General features: G+C 65.7%; 16 protein-coding genes. 8 read left to right on the top strand and 8 right to left on the bottom strand.

Going from position 1 to position 17,846, the window contains the following annotated elements:
• Window positions 1–9: 9 nt before the first annotated feature.
• Complete coding sequence (locus PVW49_RS03260) at window positions 10–945, bottom strand: hypothetical protein (RefSeq protein WP_274589892.1); 936 nt, start codon at window positions 943–945, stop codon at window positions 10–12.
• 121 nt (window positions 946–1,066) lie between these two features.
• Between PVW49_RS03260 and dnaE the strand changes: the two genes are divergently transcribed.
• The gene (gene dnaE / locus PVW49_RS03255; protein ID WP_274589891.1) at window positions 1,067–4,609 is read left to right on the top strand and encodes a DNA polymerase III subunit alpha; all 3,543 of its coding nucleotides are present in this window, start codon (window positions 1,067–1,069) and stop codon (window positions 4,607–4,609) included.
• A gap of 84 nt (window positions 4,610–4,693) precedes the next feature.
• Here the strand turns inward: dnaE and PVW49_RS03250 are convergent, their stop codons facing one another.
• A complete protein-coding gene (locus PVW49_RS03250) occupies window positions 4,694–5,461 on the bottom strand; it encodes a sulfite exporter TauE/SafE family protein (protein WP_074839143.1) in 768 nt (255 codons plus the stop codon).
• Window positions 5,462–5,609: 148 nt separating this feature from the next.
• Here PVW49_RS03250 and PVW49_RS03245 point away from each other — a divergent pair, with 148 nt between their 5' ends.
• A complete protein-coding gene (locus PVW49_RS03245; RefSeq protein ID WP_274589890.1) occupies window positions 5,610–7,304 on the top strand; it encodes an acyl-CoA dehydrogenase family protein in 1,695 nt (564 codons plus the stop codon).
• Between the two features lie 154 nt (window positions 7,305–7,458).
• On the opposite strand, the gene PVW49_RS03240 is transcribed toward PVW49_RS03245, so the two are convergent.
• Window positions 7,459–7,797 carry a hypothetical protein gene (locus tag PVW49_RS03240; RefSeq protein ID WP_074839149.1) on the bottom strand — a complete coding sequence of 113 codons (339 nt, stop codon included), beginning with the start codon at window positions 7,795–7,797 and terminating at the stop codon, window positions 7,459–7,461.
• 29 nt (window positions 7,798–7,826) lie between these two features.
• Complete coding sequence (locus PVW49_RS03235; RefSeq protein WP_074839151.1) at window positions 7,827–8,273, bottom strand: SRPBCC family protein; 447 nt, start codon at window positions 8,271–8,273, stop codon at window positions 7,827–7,829.
• A gap of 48 nt (window positions 8,274–8,321) precedes the next feature.
• On the opposite strand from PVW49_RS03235, the gene PVW49_RS03230 reads away from it, so the two are divergent.
• Window positions 8,322–8,684 carry an ArsR/SmtB family transcription factor gene (locus tag PVW49_RS03230; RefSeq protein ID WP_274565754.1) on the top strand — a complete coding sequence of 121 codons (363 nt, stop codon included), beginning with the start codon at window positions 8,322–8,324 and terminating at the stop codon, window positions 8,682–8,684.
• A gap of 182 nt (window positions 8,685–8,866) precedes the next feature.
• Here PVW49_RS03230 and PVW49_RS03225 read toward each other — a convergent pair whose 3' ends face one another.
• Together PVW49_RS03225 and PVW49_RS03220 are read right to left on the bottom strand one after the other, a co-directional pair.
• Entirely contained in the window at window positions 8,867–9,181 is a 315-nt protein-coding gene (locus PVW49_RS03225; protein ID WP_274565755.1) for a DUF6525 family protein, read from the bottom strand.
• A 99-nt stretch (window positions 9,182–9,280) separates the two neighbouring features.
• Window positions 9,281–10,333, bottom strand: coding sequence for a Hint domain-containing protein (locus tag PVW49_RS03220; protein WP_274565756.1), 1,053 nt, complete (start codon window positions 10,331–10,333; stop codon window positions 9,281–9,283).
• A 147-nt stretch (window positions 10,334–10,480) separates the two neighbouring features.
• Here PVW49_RS03220 and PVW49_RS03215 point away from each other — a divergent pair, with 147 nt between their 5' ends.
• Window positions 10,481–11,200 (top strand): hypothetical protein, encoded by a 720-nt coding sequence (locus tag PVW49_RS03215; protein WP_274589889.1) that lies wholly within the window; start codon window positions 10,481–10,483, stop codon window positions 11,198–11,200.
• A gap of 3 nt (window positions 11,201–11,203) precedes the next feature.
• On the opposite strand, the gene PVW49_RS03210 is transcribed toward PVW49_RS03215, so the two are convergent.
• Window positions 11,204–11,410 carry a SlyX family protein gene (locus PVW49_RS03210; RefSeq protein WP_048533383.1) on the bottom strand — a complete coding sequence of 69 codons (207 nt, stop codon included), beginning with the start codon at window positions 11,408–11,410 and terminating at the stop codon, window positions 11,204–11,206.
• A 117-nt stretch (window positions 11,411–11,527) separates the two neighbouring features.
• Here PVW49_RS03210 and hisS point away from each other — a divergent pair, with 117 nt between their 5' ends.
• The 3 genes from hisS to hisG are packed head-to-tail and all read left to right on the top strand — an operon-like array spanning window position 11,528 to window position 14,795.
• Window positions 11,528–13,000: a histidine--tRNA ligase gene (hisS, locus tag PVW49_RS03205; protein WP_274589888.1), complete on the top strand. Its 1,473-nt coding sequence runs from the start codon at window positions 11,528–11,530 to the stop codon at window positions 12,998–13,000.
• Complete coding sequence (locus tag PVW49_RS03200) at window positions 13,000–14,100, top strand: ATP phosphoribosyltransferase regulatory subunit (RefSeq protein WP_048533381.1); 1,101 nt, start codon at window positions 13,000–13,002, stop codon at window positions 14,098–14,100. Before hisS ends, PVW49_RS03200 begins: the two co-directional genes overlap by 1 nt.
• Window positions 14,097–14,795, top strand: a complete 699-nt coding sequence (gene hisG / locus PVW49_RS03195) for an ATP phosphoribosyltransferase (protein ID WP_048533380.1) — start codon at window positions 14,097–14,099, stop codon at window positions 14,793–14,795. Before PVW49_RS03200 ends, hisG begins: the two co-directional genes overlap by 4 nt.
• Before the next feature lie 111 nt (window positions 14,796–14,906).
• On the opposite strand, the gene PVW49_RS03190 is transcribed toward hisG, so the two are convergent.
• The gene (locus PVW49_RS03190; RefSeq protein ID WP_048533379.1) at window positions 14,907–15,338 is read right to left on the bottom strand and encodes a DUF1489 family protein; all 432 of its coding nucleotides are present in this window, start codon (window positions 15,336–15,338) and stop codon (window positions 14,907–14,909) included.
• Between the two features lie 118 nt (window positions 15,339–15,456).
• Here PVW49_RS03190 and PVW49_RS03185 point away from each other — a divergent pair, with 118 nt between their 5' ends.
• Entirely contained in the window at window positions 15,457–17,748 is a 2,292-nt protein-coding gene (locus PVW49_RS03185) for an adenosylcobalamin-dependent ribonucleoside-diphosphate reductase (RefSeq protein WP_274589887.1), read from the top strand.
• The last annotated feature ends 98 nt before the right edge of the window (window positions 17,749–17,846 follow it).

The raw sequence follows: 17,846 nt of genomic DNA, 5'->3' as shown, positions 1-17,846 counted from the left end.
GACTGGACGCTACTGCATTTCCGACTCTTGTCCACTCTTGGCCGCGGGCGTGTGCGGGGCAGGGCGCTCTTGCAGGAAGGCGAGGATCCGGTCGATGGCGCCGCGTTGCCCGAGGATGGTGTTGTGATCGCCGGTGTCGAGCAGGGCGAGCCGCGCCCCGGGCCAGGCCGCGCCGATGCCGGCCACGTCCGAGACCGGCACCGCATAGTCGTTGCGGGCATGGATCACCAGCAGTGGCTCCGAGCGGCGCGCGGCCAGCGGCTGCCAGGGGATGTCGATCGGATAGGGGGCGCCGAGCCGGCTGACCTGGGCCACGAACCGCGCCAGACAGCGCCGCCGCAGGCCGTATTGCCGGCCGGCGAAGCGCACCAGGTTCGGCAGGGTCAGCGGCGCCGAGAGAAACACCAGCTTTTTCGCGAGCGGCACATCCTCCATTGCCAGCAGGCTGGCGTTGCAGCCGACGCAATGGGCGATTACTGCGTCATACGGGCCGCCATGGGCGCCCACCTCGCGCACTGCCCCGACAATCGCGCCGAAGCTGCACAGCCGGGGCTTCGGCCCGAGATGGCCGGGCAGGACCAGAAGATCGACCGATGCCCCGGTTTCGCGCAGGCAGCGCAGAAGGCGGCCGAACTGCCGGACATGGCCATTGTGGCCGGGCACGATCAGCAGCCGCCGGGCCGGAGCCGACCCGGCCACCCCGCCAAAGCGCAGCAGCACCTGCCGGCCCGCGGGCACAATCGCGAAACCGGGGTCGGTCTCCGCCCCGGCGATGAAACTGCCCGACGGCGTGAGGTAGCGCCGCGCCAGCAGCCGTGCGGTCGCCGCCGGGCACAGGCGCGCGGCGGCTGACAGGCAGCGGCGCCGGAGACTGTGCCGGCCGGCGCGGGACACCGGAGCCCAGTCGAAGGGTATGACGTCCCCGGGGGAATGGTGATTGGCCATTGCTCTTTAAGGTTGTGGCATTCAGGCCGTTTATTCTTGCCAATTGTGACGAAATTGCGGCGGTTCGACGGAAGCGGCCGTTGCGCTTCCATCGTGCCGGGCGCCGTTCTAATGTGCGCGCATGACGAGCTCCCCCCGATTCATCCATCTTCGCACCCATACCGAATATTCGCTTCTGGAAGGCGCCATGCGGCTCAAGAAGCTGCCGGGCCTTTGTGCCGAGATGGGCATGCCGGCGCTGGCGGTGACCGACAGCAACAACCTGTTCTGCGCGCTGGAATTCTCGGTCGGTGCCCAGGCTGCCGGGGTGCAGCCGATCATGGGATGTCAGGTCGATGTGGCCTATGTGGCGCTCAACCCGGGCGACAAGCCGGTGGACCCGGCGGCGGTTGTTCTTCTGGCGCAGAACGAGCGCGGCTACGAGAACCTGATGAAGCTCAACACCTGCCTGTATGTCGACAAGGGCGGGCAGGTGCCGCAGGTGACGCTGGAGGAGCTGGCGGCCAATGCCGAGGGGTTGATCTGCCTGTCGGGCGGGCCGGACGGGCCGGTGGGGCGGCTGCTCCGGCGCGGCCAGCGCCCGGCGGCCGAGGCGCTGATGGAGCGGCTCAAGGGGATCTACGGCGACAGGCTTTATGTCGAGCTGCAACGCCATCCCGGCGAAAGTGGATTGCCGGAGGCCGAAGCGCGGTCAGAGCGCGGGCTTGTCGAGATGGCCTATGCGATGGCGCTGCCACTGGTGGCGACCAACGACGTCTATTTTCCCAAGCCCGAGATGTACGAGGCGCATGATGCGCTGATCTGTATCGCCGAGGGGGCCTATGTCGATCAGCAGGACGCCCGGCGGCGGCTGACGCGGGAGCATTATTTCAAATCGCCGCAGGAAATGGCGACGCTCTTTGCCGATCTGCCCGAGGCGCTGGAGAACACCGTCGAGATCGCGCAGCGCTGTGCTTTCGGCTGCTATCGCCGCGACCCGATCCTGCCGAAATTCGCCGATGACGAGGTGGCCGAACTGCGCCGCATGGCCAACCAGGGGTTGCAGGCTCGTCTGGCGGTGATCCCGCATGCGGTTTCGGTCGAGGACTACCAGAAGCGGCTGGATTTCGAGCTCGGCATCATCGAGGGCATGGGATTTCCCGGCTACTTCCTGATCGTTGCCGATTTCATCCAGTGGGCCAAGGACAACGACATTCCGGTGGGGCCGGGGCGGGGGTCGGGTGCCGGCAGCCTCGTGGCTTATGCGCTGACCATCACCGACCTTGACCCGCTGCGTTATTCGCTGCTGTTCGAACGCTTCCTCAACCCCGAGCGGGTCAGCATGCCCGACTTCGACATCGACTTCTGCATGGATCGCCGCGAAGAGGTGATCCGTTACGTGCAGGAGAAATACGGCCGCGACAAGGTGGGGCAGATCATCACCTTCGGTGCGCTGCTGTCGAAGGCGGCGGTGCGCGACATCGGCCGGGTGTTGCAGATGCCCTATGGCCAGGTCGACCGCCTGTCCAAGATGATCCCGGTCGAGGGGGTCAAGCCGGTCTCGATCGAGAAGGCCTTGCAGGATGAGCCGCGGCTGCGTGAAGAGGCCAGGAACGAAGAGGTGGTCGACCGGCTTCTGACCTATGGCCAGCAGGTCGAGGGGCTTTTGCGCAACGCTTCGACCCACGCCGCCGGGGTGGTGATCGGCGACCGGCCGCTGGATGCGCTGGTGCCGCTCTATCAGGATCCGCGCTCGGACATGCCGGCGACCCAGTTCAACATGAAATGGGTCGAACAGGCCGGGTTGGTGAAGTTCGACTTTCTGGGCCTCAAGACCCTGACGGTGATCCAGAATGCCATGGACCTGGTGTTCAAATCCGGTCGGCCGCTGCATGTCTCGGCCGACGGCGTCGAACTCTACGAGCCGGCCGAGGGCGCCGAGAACCAGATCAACGCAATCCCGCTCGATGACGAGGCGACCTACAAGCTTTATGCCGCCGCCAAGACCGTCGCCGTGTTCCAGGTGGAAAGCTCGGGCATGATGGATGCGCTCAAGCGGATGAAACCGACCTGCATCGAGGACATCGTCGCGCTGGTGGCGCTCTATCGTCCCGGCCCGATGGAGAACATCCCGGTCTATTGCGAGGTCAAGAACGGGCTGCGCGAGATCACCTCGGTGCATCCGCTGATCGATTATATTCTGGAAGAGACCCAGGGGATCATCGTCTATCAGGAGCAGGTGATGCAGATCGCCCAGGTCATGGCGGGCTATTCGCTTGGCGGCGCCGACCTGTTGCGCCGCGCCATGGGCAAGAAGATCAAGGAGGCGATGGACGCCGAACGGCCGAAGTTCGAAAAGGGCGCGGCGGAAAACGGTGTCGAAAAGAAGAAGGCCACCGAGGTCTTCGACCTGTTGGAGAAATTCGCCAACTACGGGTTCAACAAGTCGCACGCGGCGGCCTATGCGGTGGTCAGCTACCAGACCGCCTGGCTCAAGGCGAACCACCCGGTGGAGTTCATGGCCGGGGTGATGAACTGCGATATTCATCTGACCGACAAGCTCGCCACTTATTTCGAGGAGGTCCGCAAGGGCCTCGGCCTGCCCTGGGTTCCGCCCTGCGTGAACCGTTCGCAGGCCAGCTTCGACGTGGTCGACGGCGCGCTGGTCTATGCGCTGGGCGCGTTAAAGAACGTCGGGCTGGAGGCGATGAAGCTGGTGGTCGAAGGCCGGCAGGGCCTTGGCCACGAGGCCCCGGATCAAGCCCGGGGCGCGAAGGAAAAACCCTTTGCCACGCTCTACGATTTTGCCCGTCGCGTCGATCTCAAGCGGGTCGGCAAGCGGCCGCTGGAGATGCTGGCGCGGGCCGGGGCCTTTGATCAGCTCGATCCCAACCGCCGCCGGGTTTTCGAATCGCTCGATGCGCTGGTGAATTATTCGGCGGCGGTGCACGAACAGAAGAATTCCAACCAGGTCTCGCTCTTTGGCGAGGCCGGCGACGACCTGCCCGAGCCGCGTCTGGCGCCGGTGAACGACTGGCTGCCCGCCGAGCGGCTGGCCGAAGAGTTCAAGGCGGTGGGGTTCTATCTCTCTGGCCATCCGCTCGACGATTACATGGCCTCGCTCAAGCGCAAGGACGTGATGACCCTCGACGAGGTCATGGCCAAGGCCGAACGCAGCCCCTGCGTCGCCAAGCTGGCCGGTGTCGTCGCCGGGCGGCAGGAGCGGAAATCGGCGCGCGGCAACCGCTTTGCCTTTTGCCAGCTTTCCGACACCACCGGCGCCTATGAGGTCACGCTGTTCTCGGAAACGCTGGAGAAATCGCGCGAACATCTCGAGACCGGGGCCAAGGTGGTGGTGACGGTCGAGGCGACGATGGAGAGCGACCAGCTCAAGCTGCTGGGCCGGTCGGTGGCGCCGATCGACGCGGCGGTTGCGGATGCCGGCACGATCGGCCTCAAGGTCTTTGTCGAGGAACCGGGGGCGATTCCCTCGGTCGCCACCATCCTTTCCGAGGCGGCGGGCAAGGTGCAAAAGGCGGCGCGGGGCCCGATCTTTCTCTACCTGATGGACCCGGCCCTGCCCGGCGAGGTCGAGATCGACACCGGTGCGGAATTTCCGGTGAACCCGGAAATCAAGGGCGCATTGAAGAGCCTGCCGGGGGTGATGGCGGTGGAAGAGGTCTAGGGTCCGGTTTGGCCGGTCCGGCGCATCGAGACGGATTGCGCATGGGCGAGGACCGGGGGGTCCCGGATCAGGTCCGGGACGCGGTCAGGCGAAATAGGCGCGGCGGATCAGGTTCAGCCCGGCCAGCAGCAGCACCGCCAGCGTGGCGCGGCGGAACACCTCCTGCTCGATCCGGTCGGACACCCGTCCGCCCAGCCACATGCCGATCATCGCCGGCACGCAGAGCCAGGCGGAAAACAGCAGCGTTTCGCCGCGGATCACCCCGCTGCCGGAATGTGCCACCAGCAGCAACACCGCGCCCAGCCCGAAGGCCACGCCCTGAGTGCGCATCTGCAACCGCTTTTCCGTGTGCAGCGCAGTGAGATAGGCCACCAGCGGCGGCCCCCAGACGCCGGAGAGCCCGCCGATAAAGCCGGAAACGCCGCCCAGAACGATTTCGACCCAGGGGGTCTGGCGGCTCAGCCGCAGGCGCAGCCCCATGAGCTGCACCAGGCTGAAGAGCACCATCGGCAGACCGATCGCCAGAAACAGCACCCAGACCGGCAGAAAGGCATACAGCTGCGCCGAGGCCACCAGCATCACCGCGCCGGCCAACAGGTAGATGCGGAACTGTCTGACCGAGGCCACCGCCGGGCCTACCCCCTGGCGCAGCGCCTGGGCGCCGTTCGACAGCAGGGTCGGCAGGATCAGCCCGGCCAGCGCCACATCCGGCGGCAGGAAGATGCCCAGGAGCGAAATCATGATCATCGGCATGGCAAAACCCACCATGCCTTTGATCACCCCGGCCAAAAGCGCGACCATGCCGCTGGCGGCAAGGATCAGGATGGTGAATTCGGGCGATGGTGCTTCCATGCCAGCGCCCTACCATGCCCGATCCGCCGCCGCATTCGGAAAGTGCGTGGGTAATTTTTGCAATGACTGGCGATGAAAAACGTATTTTTGTTGCGCTGCGACTGCGAAGGCATTATGCACGTGCAGGATAGCAGAAGGATGACGATTCATGGCCCATGACGGACAGGACGTGACCGCGGAGGCAAGTGTGCAACTGCCCGATCTTCTTACCCTTACCGGCGCGGCGATTGCCCCGGTGGCGGCGATCTTCGACAAATCCCGCGCCCATCTGCGGGCTCTCGTGGTTTCTGATGGCCGGATCTCGGCCAGACTGGTCGAGGCCAATCAGGATGCGGCGCATGGTCTGGCCTGGCTGGCCACCTATCTGGAATCGCTCAGACAAATGCAGGGTTGGGCCGAGCGGATGGCGGCCGAGGGCCGGTTCGGCGAGCTTGAGGCGCTGATCCATCAGATTGCCTTTGGCGAATATCTCGCGCAGATCCGCGGCGGCATCCCGATGAACCAGGGCGAGATCGTGCGGCCGCGCGATTTCGGCGTCGATGCCGCGGAGCTGGCGGTGCTCGACACGCCCGAGATCGAGACCCTGCTGACCCGCGCCAATACCACTGCCGCGCGGATGCGGCTGGTCGAGCTTATGCAGGCGCAGCACGGGGCGACGATGTTCGGCGCCTCCGGTCTGGATGAAGAGCTCGAGATGATCCGCGACCAGTTCCGCCGCTATGCGGTCGAAAAGGTCGAGCCTTTTGCGCATGAGTGGCACCTCAAGGACGCGCTGATCCCGATGGAGATCATCGAGGAACTGGCCGAGATGGGCGTCTTTGGCCTGACCATCCCCGAGGAGTTTGGCGGTTTCGGTCTCTCCAAGGCCTCGATGTGCGTCGTTTCGGAAGAGCTGTCGCGCGGCTATATCGGTGTCGGCTCGCTGGGCACCCGTTCCGAGATTGCCGCCGAGCTGATCCTTGCCGGCGGCACCGATGCACAGAAGGCGCATTGGCTGCCAGCGCTGGCCTCGGGCGAGAAGCTGCCGACGGCAGTTTTTACCGAGCCCAACACCGGCTCTGACCTTGGATCGCTGCGCACCCGCGCGATCAGGGACGAGACCGGCGATTACAGGGTGACCGGCAACAAGACCTGGATCACCCATGCCGCGCGCACCCATGTGATGACCCTTCTGGCGCGCACCGACCCGGAAACCAGCGATTACAAGGGGCTGAGCATGTTCCTGGCGGAAAAGACGCCGGGTGACGAGGCCGATCCCTTCCCCACCGAAGGCATGACCGGCGGCGAGATCGAAGTGCTGGGTTATCGCGGGATGAAGGAATACGAACTCGGCTTCGACAACTTCCATGTGAAAGGCGAGAACCTGCTTGGCGGCGAAGAGGGCAAGGGCTTCAAGCAGCTCATGGAGACCTTTGAATCCGCCCGCATCCAGACTGCCGCCCGCGCCATCGGCGTGGCGCAATCGGCGCTCGATGTCTCGATGCAATATGCGCTCGACCGCAAGCAATTCGGAAAATCTCTGATCCAGTTCCCCCGCGTCGCCGGCAAGCTGGCGATGATGGCGGTCGAGATCATGGTTGCCCGTCAGCTGACCTATTTCTCGGCGCGAGAAAAGGACGAGGGGCGGCGCTGCGATCTCGAGGCCGGGATGGCCAAGCTCTTGGGCGCGCGTGTCGCCTGGGCGGCGGCGGACAACGGGTTGCAGATCCACGGCGGCAACGGATTTGCGCTGGAATACACCATCTCGCGCATCCTGTGCGACGCCCGCATCCTGAACATCTTCGAGGGCGCGGCGGAAATTCAGGCGCAGGTGATTGCACGCCGATTGCTCGATCCCCGCTGACGCGGAAGCGCCCGCCCGGTTCGCCGTCCGCCCCTTGCCCGATGTGTTGGCGGTCGACCTCCGCTGACGAGGCCGCAACGGCCGCTTCGCAAGGATGTCGAAGCCGAAGGAAGCCACCCGGCCAACAGCCGGGGGGCGCCAGCCAATTGATGCCTCAGGACATCTGCTCTCGACGCAGGAGGATCACCGTTCCGGCCGGATCCGATGTCCAGTGTCCGACCACATTGGTCAGCGGCTCCAACTCGTCCCGGATGGGGCTGCCGAGGCGCGACAGGGCGGCGTCGGGATCGTCGTCGAACAGTTCGATCCACACATCCGTCTGGCTCTGCTGCGGGACGCGATCGATCCACAGGGTCATGTTTCCGAATTCGAACCCTATACTGGTGTCCAGCTCGCGGGTGACCGTCAGCCCCACCTTGTCGCGATAGAAGGCCACGGTCTCCGACCAGCGGTGCAGCGGCACCTTGATGGCCAAGTTCTTTCCCGGTTCCATGCGTTGCCTCTCCCCTTTCAGCAATCGATTTACTTGTAGAATCCGTCCCGCAGGTTGATCCCGTGCTCCAGCCAGGCCTTCATGGCGCAGAGCATCCCGGTCCAGCCTTCGCAATTGCCGAAGCACGAGGTCAGACCTGCCTCTGTTTCCGGCCAGCCAAATTCGCTGATCCGCACCAGCGTGCGACCGTCGTCCAGTGGGCTGAATTCCATGGTCACGGTCGTCCAGGTGGCGGTTTTCCCGTCCGCCTCCCATTGCAGCACGATTTTCCGGTTGGGAACGACCTCCTGCACCAGAACAGGGAAGGCGCCGGGAAAATCATGAAAGTCCCAGGTTACCTCGGCCCCGGTTTCCAGCCGGCCCCGTGCCCCGCCGGTGGTGAAATACTGCGATAAGCGATCAGGGGCGACCACGGCCTCGAAAACCTCCTCGATGGGTTTGGCGATGCGCCCGGCCACGGTGAACTTCAATTCCATGAGACGAATCCTCTTTGCTTCCCCCTCATCATGTTATAAAAACATAACATGTCAATCGACGATAAATTTGATGCCTTGTTCAAGGCGCTTGGCCATCGGGCGCGGCGGCGCATCCTCGACCTGATCAAGGACGGCCCGAAGACCACCGGCGCCCTTTGCGAGGCGCTGACCGATCTCGACCGCTGCACCGTGATGCAGCATCTTTCGGTGTTGGAGAAAGCCGGCCTGGTGGTTGTCGAGCGGCGCGGCCGGGAACGCTGGAACCATCTCGATGCCCTCCCGATCCACGACGTTCAGAAGCGCTGGATCGGGCCTTATGCGGCGCACGCGGTCAGGATGCTCGCGGATCTGGAGGCGCTGGCCGAAACCGAGGCAAGATCGGCGGGCACTGCCGACAAGAGCAAAGTCTGAGTTGCAGCAGAAAGCCCGAACGGGGTGACCGGTCTGCTGTGTCCGCACGCAGACCTTTAGTGTGACACGCCCACGCGGAAATCTGCGTGAGCCATCGCTCGGTGACACGCCGACCGCACTGCGCCGGCGCAGTCGCGATGCACCGCATCCGGTACGGGGCTTGGGTTCTTGGTGCGCGCTTCTTATGACGCGCGGTGGCTGGCGCGGGCAGGTGGACACCCGGGATGTCCCGGCCCCCAGACCTGATGAGCATCCCGGGTGACCAGCCGCTGTTGCAGGGCATCAAGCTCGCGCAGGGCCAGTTGGGGCGTCCCGGTGCGGGCGAGCGCCCGGTCGTAGGCGCGTCGCGCGGATTTGGCGCCCCAGGGAAGCACCGCCGACGCCAGCCAGCGCCGCAGCTCGCGCGGCAGGTTGTCATAGGCGCGCATCGGATCGGCGCGGTGCCGCCGGCGCCGCAAGGAGGTATCGCCGGAATTGCCGGGCGGAGTCTGGGTCATGAAAGGCCGTGTCGGAAGGATCGTGTTCCGATACGTAATGTAATAACGTAACTTCCGTCAAGCCGCGAAGAGACCCGGGCAATGCCGGGTCTCGGGCGCTCAGGCCGCGCGGTGTTTCAGAACCGCAAATTCGCTGGAAGTCAGATTGCGCCGGGCATAGGCACCGTAAGCCTGCGGATCGTGCTCGACCTCGGGCAGCCCGGCGATCAGCCGGGCGCGGTCCTCTGCGTCCAGGGTCGAGAGCTGGGCGCTGGCCGGATGGAAGCTCTCGGTTTTCAGGCCATTGGCCCAGAGGATCTCGTGCCGGGGCAGCAGCAGGTGCACATAGGTCACCTCGCGCGCGGCATAATCGGTCTGGGCGCAGGGCGTGTCGGCCAGATCGCGGGCGGCCACCAGGACCTCGGGTGTGTTGAACAGCGCCTCGATTTGGGCGCCGCGCAGCAACAGCCGATGCTGCGGCGAGACCAGAAAGCTGGTTTCGGGCCTGTCGGTGCCGAAGGCGCCGGCGAAAATCCGCACCGGACGCAGTTCGGGCATGGCATAGAGCCGCGCGCCCGTCATCCGCCGCGCGCCGGTCCAGAGCACCTCTTGCGGGCCATTGTCGCGCGTCAGAACCCGGTCGCTTTCGCGCAGTTCCTCGACCGGACGGGGGCCATCGGGGGTGTCTATCAGGGTGCCGGGGGTAAAGCAGATGACGCCGGGGTCGTCGGCCTCGGCGCGTTGTTGATGCGCCAGGTCGAGGCTCACCACCCAAAGCGGCATGTCGCGCGGCGGCATCTCGCCCACAAACATCAGCAGGCGTTCGCGCCCGGCCGGAATCACCGTGATCGCATAGCTTCTGAGCCCGTCGGTGACGACAAAGCAGCTCTCGTCCGCCGGCGCCGGTCTTGCCTCGGGGGGTGTGCTCTGCTGTCCGGTGAGTGCCGTGCCCACCAATCGTTGTACCTTGCGTGCCGCGCGTTTGCGCAGCGCTTCGTTTCCGTCCGCTCCCTCGAGCCGCAAGACATCATTGGGGCCATCGACGCACAAAGCGTCGCCCTGCCAGCTCCAGCCTGCACCGACCCTCAGGGATGAGAGTGATGCCGCGGCGAAACCGTCGATTTCTGTCTGCGACCAGGAGATGACAAACGTGCCGCGATAGCCCGCTTTCATTCCCAGCTCTACCTCAATTATATTTTTATTGCCTCATCTATACCAAGGTTTCCGTGGTTTGAAAATGCGTAAGCCATGCGCGGGAAACAGCCGTTGCAATCTTGCCGAGACTGGACGGACGGCCCCCGCCTGGGATATGCCCGCGCCATGAAACACGCTGTCGCTTTCAGGGCGCTGGCCTTGGGGGCCGCGCTGATCGGGCTCTCGGGTTGTGGCGATCCGCTGTCGGGCGTCGACCGCCTTTCCGATCTCGAGCTGGCCGAGGATCCGCCGGCCGCCGTCGCGGCCGCGCCGACGTCGCCGAACGAGCCGGTGGCCCGCCCGGGCCTGTTCAGCCGCATGCTGGGCGGCGGCGGGGCCGGGCGTGAAGCGCCGCCCTCGGTGCCGGCCGGAACCTTGCTGTCCTTCGGCCAGGTCAAGCCGGTCTGCGATCTGCCGCGCGACAAGCGCGGCGCCGAGATCGCGGCCTTTCCCGAACCGCGTGCCGCCTATCGCCTTTATGACAGCGCGCCGGGCAAGACCACGCCGCATCCGTTCTACATCACCGGTTTCGACGATGGCTGCGCACGCACCTTTACCGCCGCCGTGGCCATGTTCGGGGCCCCGGGCATGCATGAGATGCTGCGCTATGGTCTGCCGGCCGAGGTGCATCCCTATTCCGCCACCGACACCGCCTATGAACAGATCAAATCGCGGATCTGTCGGGTGGCCAGCGGCAAGCCCTGCGGCGAGCGGGTGAGCAAGCTCGAGAAAGACACCGTCTTTGTCAGCGCCTACGAGCGATACGGCGACAATGCCACCTGGTTGGAAATGTTGCTGCACCGCGGCGACGTGATCGAGACTGACGTCAAGAGCGGCGGCACCTGAGCCTCAGTAATGCGGCGGGCGTTCGTCGCCCAGCACCACGCCGCCGGGCTGCTCCGATTGGCGTTCGGCCTCGCGGTGCATCAGCATGTCGACCTGCTGGCGCAGGCGGGCGATTTCGCCGTCCTGTCGGGCGATCACGTCTGACATGTCATCCATCATGCGGATCAGGTGGGCGAGGCGTTCTTCGACGCTGAGCAGGGGATCGGTCATGGGGTGGGTTATAGCGCAATGGCGGGCGGTGTCGCGCTGAAATGCAGGGGCGGGGCGCTTGCCCCTTGGCGGCCTTCCGGCTACACGGACGCGCGAGAAGAGAACCCGGAGCCTGCCATGGCCAAGCAGAAGAAACAGCCCCGCCCCAAGGCGATCACCCCCAAGGGATTTCGCGATTACTTCGGGCATGAGGTCACCGAGCGGGCCGAGATGCTTCAGACCATTGCCGGGGTGTATCATCGCTACGGGTTCGATGCGCTGGAATCCTCGGCGGTGGAAACCGTCGAGGCGCTGGGCAAGTTCCTGCCCGATGTCGACCGTCCGAATGAAGGCGTCTTTGCCTGGCAAGAGGACGACGAGGCCTGGCTGGCGCTGCGCTATGACCTGACCGCGCCGCTGGCGCGGGTCTATGCGCAGTACCGCAACGATCTGCCGACGCCTTACCGCCGTTATGCCATGGGCCCGGTCTGGCGCAATGAAAAGCCCGGCCCGGGGCGGTTCCGCCAGTTCTATCAATGTGACGCCGATACCGTCGGTGCGCCCTCGGTGGCAGCGGATGCCGAGATCTGCGCCATGCTGTCGGACACGCTGGAAGCGGTGGGGATTGCGCGCGGCGACTATGTGGTGCGGGTGAACAACCGCAAGGTTCTGAACGGTGTGCTCGAGGCGATGGGCGTGGCCGACGATGGCCAGCAGGCCGCCGTGCTGCGCACCATCGACAAATTCGACAAGGTGGGTGAAGCCGGTGTGCGCGAGCTGCTCGGCAAGGGCCGGCTCGATGCCTCGGGCGCCTATATCGATGGGGTGGGCCTGGCTGAAGAGCAGGCCGAACCGGTGATCGCCTTCCTCACCTCCAAGGGCGCCGATGCCGAGGCGACGCTGGCCAACCTGCGCGCCGCCGTAGGCGAAAGCGCGGTGGGTGCCGAGGGCGTCGCCGAGCTGGAACAGATCGCCGCGCTGCTGGCGGCGCAAGGCTATGGCCCCGACCGGATCGAGATCGACCCTTCCGTGGTGCGCGGCCTCGGCTATTACACCGGCCCGGTGTTCGAGGCCGAGCTGACCTTCGAGATCACCGACGAGAAAGGCCGCCCGCGGCAGTTCGGCTCGGTGGCCGGCGGCGGGCGGTACGACGATCTGGTCAAGCGCTTCACCGGACAGGCGGTGCCTGCGACTGGTGTGTCGATCGGGGTCGACCGTCTGCTGGCGGCGTTGCGCGAGAAGGGCCGGGTGCAGAGCGCCGAGCGCGGCCCGGTGGTGGTGACGGTGATGGATCGCGACCGCATGCCGGAATACCAGACCATGGTGGCCGAACTGCGTCAGGCCGGCATCCGCGCCGAGGTCTACCTCGGCAATCCGAAGAACTTCGGCAACCAGCTCAAATACGCCGACAAGCGGCAGAGCCCGGTGGCGGTGATCGAGGGCAGCGACGAGGCGGCGCGCGGCGTCATCCAGATCAAGGACCTGGTGCTTGGCGCGCAGATCGCGGAAAATGCCACGCTCGAAGAGTGGAAGGAACGGCCCTCGCAATTCGAGGTGCCCCGGTCCGAGCTTGTCGCCAAGGTGCGCGACATCCTGAAGGCGCAGAGCTGATGCCGGAAAGAGCTGCGATCATCGAGGAAGCCCAGCGGCTGCGCGCGGGGTTCGAAGCCTCGGGCGCCAAGGTCGTGCAGACCCCGGTGCTGCAACCCGCCGAGACCCTGCTCGACCTCTATGGCGAGGATATCCGTGGCCGGGCCTATGTCACCGCCGATGCGCTGCGCGGCGAGCAGATGCTGCGGCCGGATTTCACCGTGCCGGTGGTGCAGATGCACATGGACGCGATGAAAAACGGCGCGGTGGAGCCGGCACGCTACACCTATTCCGGCGCGGTGTTCCGTCGGCAGGACGAGAACCCGGAGCGCGACAGCGAATATTTGCAGGTCGGCTACGAGGTGTTCGACCGCTCGGAGCCGGCGCTGACCGAGGCGGATGTCTTCGTGCGGATCTCCGGCGCGCTGGGCGATCTGCCGCTGCGTGCCGCCACCGGCGATATCGGCTTGCTGAAGGCCGCGGTCGAGGGGCTCGACACCACCGAACGCCGCAAGGCGGCGCTGCGCCGTCACATCTGGCGCCCGCGCCGCTTTCGTGCGCTGCTCGAACGGTTTGCCGGCCGCAGCCCGGCGCCGGCCAGCCGCGCGGCGCTTCTGGCGCAGGCAGACCCGATGGCGCGCATGGGCCAGCACGTCGGGCTGCGCAGCGAAACGGAGATTGCCGCGCGCATCGCCGGGCTGCGCGAGGATGCCGAGACGCCGCCGCTTTCGGTGGCGCAAGTCGATCTGATCGAGGCGCTGCTGGCGGTGCGCGAGACGCTGCCGCATGCGCTCGAGCGGCTGCGCGACATTGCCGTCGATCTGCCCTGGGTGGCGCATGCGGTCGACCGGCTGGCGGCGCGCTGCGAGGCGCTGGCCCGGCGCGGGGTGGACATCGACGGGCTGGAATTCGAGGGCAGCTACGGCCGCACCTCGATGGAATATTACGACGGTTTCGTCTTTGGCCTCTATGCCGAGGCGCGCCCCGACCTGCCGCCGGTGGCCACCGGCGGGCGCTATGACGCGCTGACCGCGGCGCTGGGCGGCGGCCGGTCGATCCCGGCGGTGGGCGGGGTGATCCGCCCCGGCCTGGTGTTGAAGCTCTCGGAGGGCCGGCGATGACGATCAAGCTGGGGGTGCCGTCCAAGGGGCGGCTGATGGAAAAGACCTTCGACTGGTTCGGCGCCCGCGGCGTGACGCTGCAACGCACCGGTTCCGAGCGCGAATATTCCGGCGCCGTGACCGGGGCCGAGGGCGTCGAGCTGGTGCTGCTTTCGGCGGGCGAGATCCCGCGCGAACTGGCGGCCGGGCGCATTCACCTCGGCGTCACCGGCACCGATCTGGTGCAGGACAAGCTGCCGATCTGGGAACAGCAGGTCGAGCCGCTGGCCGAACTGGGATTTGGCCATGCCGACCTGATCATCGCGGTGCCGGCCTGCTGGGTGGATGTCACCACGCTGGACGATCTCGATGCCGCCGCCGCCGCCTTTCGCGCGCGCCACGGCTTCCGGCTGCGGATCGCCACCAAGTATCACCGGCTGGTGCGCGAGTTCCTGCGCGAGGCCGGGGTCGCGGATTACCAGCTGGTGGACAGCCAGGGCGCGACCGAGGGCACGGTTAAGAACCTCACCGCCGAGGCCATCGCCGATATCACCTCGACCGGCGAGACGCTGCGCGCCAACCACCTGAAGATCCTGTCGGACGGACTGGTGCTGAAATCGCAGGCGACGCTGTTCCGCGCCCGCGGCGCGGCGCTGGACCCGGGCGACCGCAAGGCGCTGGACGGGCTGCGCGAGACGCTGGGGCTGGGCGGCTAGGTTTCCGGCGGGGCGCGGTGCGCACGGGTTGTCTTGCGTTCACGCCACGCAGGCGCTGGGGGCGCTGCCCCCAGACCCCCGGCAGTATTTTCAAAGAGAAGAAGTCCGGGGTCAGAGCACGCCGATCTCGGCCAGCGCGGCGTTGAGGCTGGCGGGCAGGGGGTCTTCTTTGCGGGCGCGTTCCGACAGGTCAGCCGGGGCGTCCGCGGCGGTGAGATAGCGCCAGCCCTGGAAGGGGCGGCGCGGCATCGGCGTGGTGCGGGTGATCTCGGGGTCGAGCACAATGCCGCAGCGCGGAATGCCGTCTTGGCCGATGACCTCGTCAAGCCGGATCACCCGTTGGCGGGCGAGGCAGACGCCCTTGAACACCCAGTAGAGCGAGCCGCCGGCGAGCAGTTCGTCTGCCCGCTTGGGCCACATGCGGGTGACATGGCGGGGCAGCTTGTCGGGCAGGTCCCTGCGGCGCTGGGCCTGCCACCGGGCAAGATCGTCGGGCGTTTCGGTGCCGACACAAAGTTTGATAAGATTGATGTGGTCACTCATGCGAATCCCGCCCCCTGCGGTCCATCTATTGTAGGCCGGCCTCGGGCGGCTTCAAGTTGTTGTGCTGTTCTCTAGTTATCGGTATCTTGGACACCTTCTGAAAAAAGGGAATCGCCCCATGACCCGCTTTGCCGCCCCGATCGCCGAACAGATCTGGGATATGAAATACCGTTTTAAAGAGGCGGACGGCACGCCGGTCGATCTCTCGGTCGAGGATACCTGGCGGCGGATCGCCCGCGACATCGCCCGCGCCGAGGCCGAGCCCGAGCTGTGGGACGCGCGGTTTTACGCGGCGCTGGAGGATTTCAAATACCTGCCGGCCGGACGGATCACCGCCGGGGCGGGCACCGCGCGGTCGGTGACGCTGTTCAACTGTTTTGTCATGGGCACCATCCCCGACAGCATGGGCGGCATCTTCGACATGCTGAAGGAAGCCGCGCTGACCATGCAGCAGGGCGGCGGCATCGGCTATGATTTCTCGACCATTCGGCCCAAGGGCGCCGGTGTGACCGGGGTGGCGGCGGATGCCTCGGGCCCGCTCAGCTTCATGGATGTCTGGGACGCCATGTGCCGCACCATCATGTCGGCCGGGTCGCGCCGGGGCGCGATGATGGCCACCATGCGCTGTGACCACCCGGATATCGAGGATTTCATCGGCGCCAAGCAGGATGCCGCGCGGCTGCGCATGTTCAACATGTCGGTTCTGGTGACCGATGCCTTCATGGCGGCGGTCAAGGCGGACGGGTCCTGGGACCTGCACTTCGATGGCAAGGTCTATCACACCATCCAGGCCCGCGACCTGTGGAACCGGATCATGAAGGCGACCTATGAGTACGCCGAGCCCGGCGTGATCTTCATCGACCGGATCAATGCCGCCAACAACCTGAGCTATGTCGAGCAGATCGCCGCCACCAACCCCTGTGGCGAGCAGCCGCTGCCGCCGTATGGCGCCTGCCTGCTGGGTTCGATCAACCTGGCGCGGCTGGTGAGTGATCCGTTCTCGGACGCCGCGCATATCGACGAGGCGGCGCTTGATACGCTGGTCGCCACCGCGGTGCGGATGATGGACAACGTGGTCGATGTCTCGAAATTCCCGCTTGAGGCGCAGGCGCAGGAGGCCGCGGCCAAGCGGCGGATCGGTCTCGGGGTGACCGGGCTGGCGGATGCGTTGCTGATGAAGGGGCTGCGCTATGGCTCTGACGCGGCGGCGGCACAGACCGAGCGTTGGCTGAAGCGGATTGCCCGTGCGGCCTATCTGGCCTCGGTGGAGCTGGCCAAGGAGAAGGGCGCCTTTCCGTTGTTTGATGCCGAGAAGTTCCTGGCCAGTGGCACCATGCGCGCCATGGACGAGGACGTGCGCGCCGCGATTGCCGAACATGGCATCCGCAATGCGCTGCTGACCTCGATCGCGCCGACCGGGACGATCTCGCTTTATGCCGGCAATGTCAGCTCGGGGATCGAGCCGGTCTTTGCCTATCGCTACACCCGCAAGGTGCTGCAAAAGGACGGCACGCGGACCGAGGAGGAGGTTGTCGATTACGCGGTGCAGATGTGGCGCGAGATGAAGGGCGATGCCCCGCTGCCCGACTATTTCGTCAACGCCCAGACGCTGGCCCCGTCGGAACATGTGAAGATGCAGGCGGCGGCGCAGAAGTGGGTGGACAGCTCGATTTCCAAGACGATCAATTGCCCCGAGGACATCTCTTTCGAGGCTTTCAAGGACGTCTACATGCAGGCCTATGAGACCGGCTGCAAGGGCTGCACCACCTATCGGCCGAATGATGTGACCGGGTCGGTGCTGAGCGTGGCGGAGAGCACGGAAAAGGTTCCGGCGGAGGCCCCGGAGCAAGTCCGGGGCGCGGGGGGGCAGGATGCCGAGGTGGTCTATATGTCCGAGCCTCTGGATCGGCCGCAGGAGCTGGAGGGATCGACCTACAAGCTTAAATGGCCCGACAGCGAGCATGCCATCTATCTGACGATCAACGATATTGTCTTGGGCGGCCACCGCCGGCCCTTCGAGGTCTTCGTCAATTCCAAGAACATGGAGCATTTCGCCTGGACGGTGGCGCTGACCCGGATGATCTCGGCGGTGTTCCGACGCGGGGGCGACGTGTCTTTCGTGGTCGAGGAGCTGAAGGCGGTCTTCGATCCGCGTGGCGGCGCCTGGGTGCAGGGCAAATACATCCCCTCGATCCTGGCCGCGATCGGCGGCGTGATCGAACGCCACATGATCGCGACCGGCTTTCTCGAGGGCGAGGGGATGGGGTTGAAAACCGATCCCACGGCCAAGGTGGTGGGGCTGGAAAGCGGCACCCGCGGCAAAGCTTGCCCGTCCTGCGGGCAGTTCGAGATGCGGATGATCGAGGGCTGCATGACCTGCGCGTCTTGCGGGCATAGCAAGTGTGGATGAGTGGTCTTGTCAGAAGTTTTGTGATTGTTGTCCGACATCGGAAGTAGGGTTTTGCTGACCTGCCACGGGATTTTTCCTCCACCGTTGATTAGAGTCCG

This window comes from Marinovum sp. PR37 (assembly GCF_028807375.1).
GTDB classification, from domain to species: Bacteria; Pseudomonadota; Alphaproteobacteria; order Rhodobacterales; family Rhodobacteraceae; genus Marinovum; species Marinovum algicola.
Note: the sequence above shows the minus strand (reverse complement) of the source record. Positions and strands in the feature narration are given on the sequence as shown.

What these genes read in the sequence shown, in the direction of transcription:
- PVW49_RS03200 (WP_048533381.1), top strand. Translation starts at nt 13,000, where the DNA reads ATGCCGGAAAGAGCTGCGATCATCGAGGAAGCCCAGCGGCTGCGCGCG.
- PVW49_RS03240 (WP_074839149.1), bottom strand. Translation starts at nt 7,797, where the DNA reads ATGGAACCGGGAAAGAACTTGGCCATCAAGGTGCCGCTGCACCGCTGG.
- hisG (WP_048533380.1), top strand. Translation starts at nt 14,097, where the DNA reads ATGACGATCAAGCTGGGGGTGCCGTCCAAGGGGCGGCTGATGGAAAAG.
- PVW49_RS03215 (WP_274589889.1), top strand. Translation starts at nt 10,481, where the DNA reads ATGAAACACGCTGTCGCTTTCAGGGCGCTGGCCTTGGGGGCCGCGCTG.
- PVW49_RS03230 (WP_274565754.1), top strand. Translation starts at nt 8,322, where the DNA reads ATGTCAATCGACGATAAATTTGATGCCTTGTTCAAGGCGCTTGGCCAT.
- PVW49_RS03235 (WP_074839151.1), bottom strand. Translation starts at nt 8,273, where the DNA reads ATGGAATTGAAGTTCACCGTGGCCGGGCGCATCGCCAAACCCATCGAG.
- hisS (WP_274589888.1), top strand. Translation starts at nt 11,528, where the DNA reads ATGGCCAAGCAGAAGAAACAGCCCCGCCCCAAGGCGATCACCCCCAAG.
- PVW49_RS03225 (WP_274565755.1), bottom strand. Translation starts at nt 9,181, where the DNA reads ATGACCCAGACTCCGCCCGGCAATTCCGGCGATACCTCCTTGCGGCGC.
- PVW49_RS03220 (WP_274565756.1), bottom strand. Translation starts at nt 10,333, where the DNA reads ATGAAAGCGGGCTATCGCGGCACGTTTGTCATCTCCTGGTCGCAGACA.
- PVW49_RS03190 (WP_048533379.1), bottom strand. Translation starts at nt 15,338, where the DNA reads ATGAGTGACCACATCAATCTTATCAAACTTTGTGTCGGCACCGAAACG.
- PVW49_RS03250 (WP_074839143.1), bottom strand. Translation starts at nt 5,461, where the DNA reads ATGGAAGCACCATCGCCCGAATTCACCATCCTGATCCTTGCCGCCAGC.
- PVW49_RS03210 (WP_048533383.1), bottom strand. Translation starts at nt 11,410, where the DNA reads ATGACCGATCCCCTGCTCAGCGTCGAAGAACGCCTCGCCCACCTGATC.
- PVW49_RS03185 (WP_274589887.1), top strand. Translation starts at nt 15,457, where the DNA reads ATGACCCGCTTTGCCGCCCCGATCGCCGAACAGATCTGGGATATGAAA.
- PVW49_RS03260 (WP_274589892.1), bottom strand. Translation starts at nt 945, where the DNA reads ATGGCCAATCACCATTCCCCCGGGGACGTCATACCCTTCGACTGGGCT.
- PVW49_RS03245 (WP_274589890.1), top strand. Translation starts at nt 5,610, where the DNA reads ATGGCCCATGACGGACAGGACGTGACCGCGGAGGCAAGTGTGCAACTG.
- dnaE (WP_274589891.1), top strand. Translation starts at nt 1,067, where the DNA reads ATGACGAGCTCCCCCCGATTCATCCATCTTCGCACCCATACCGAATAT.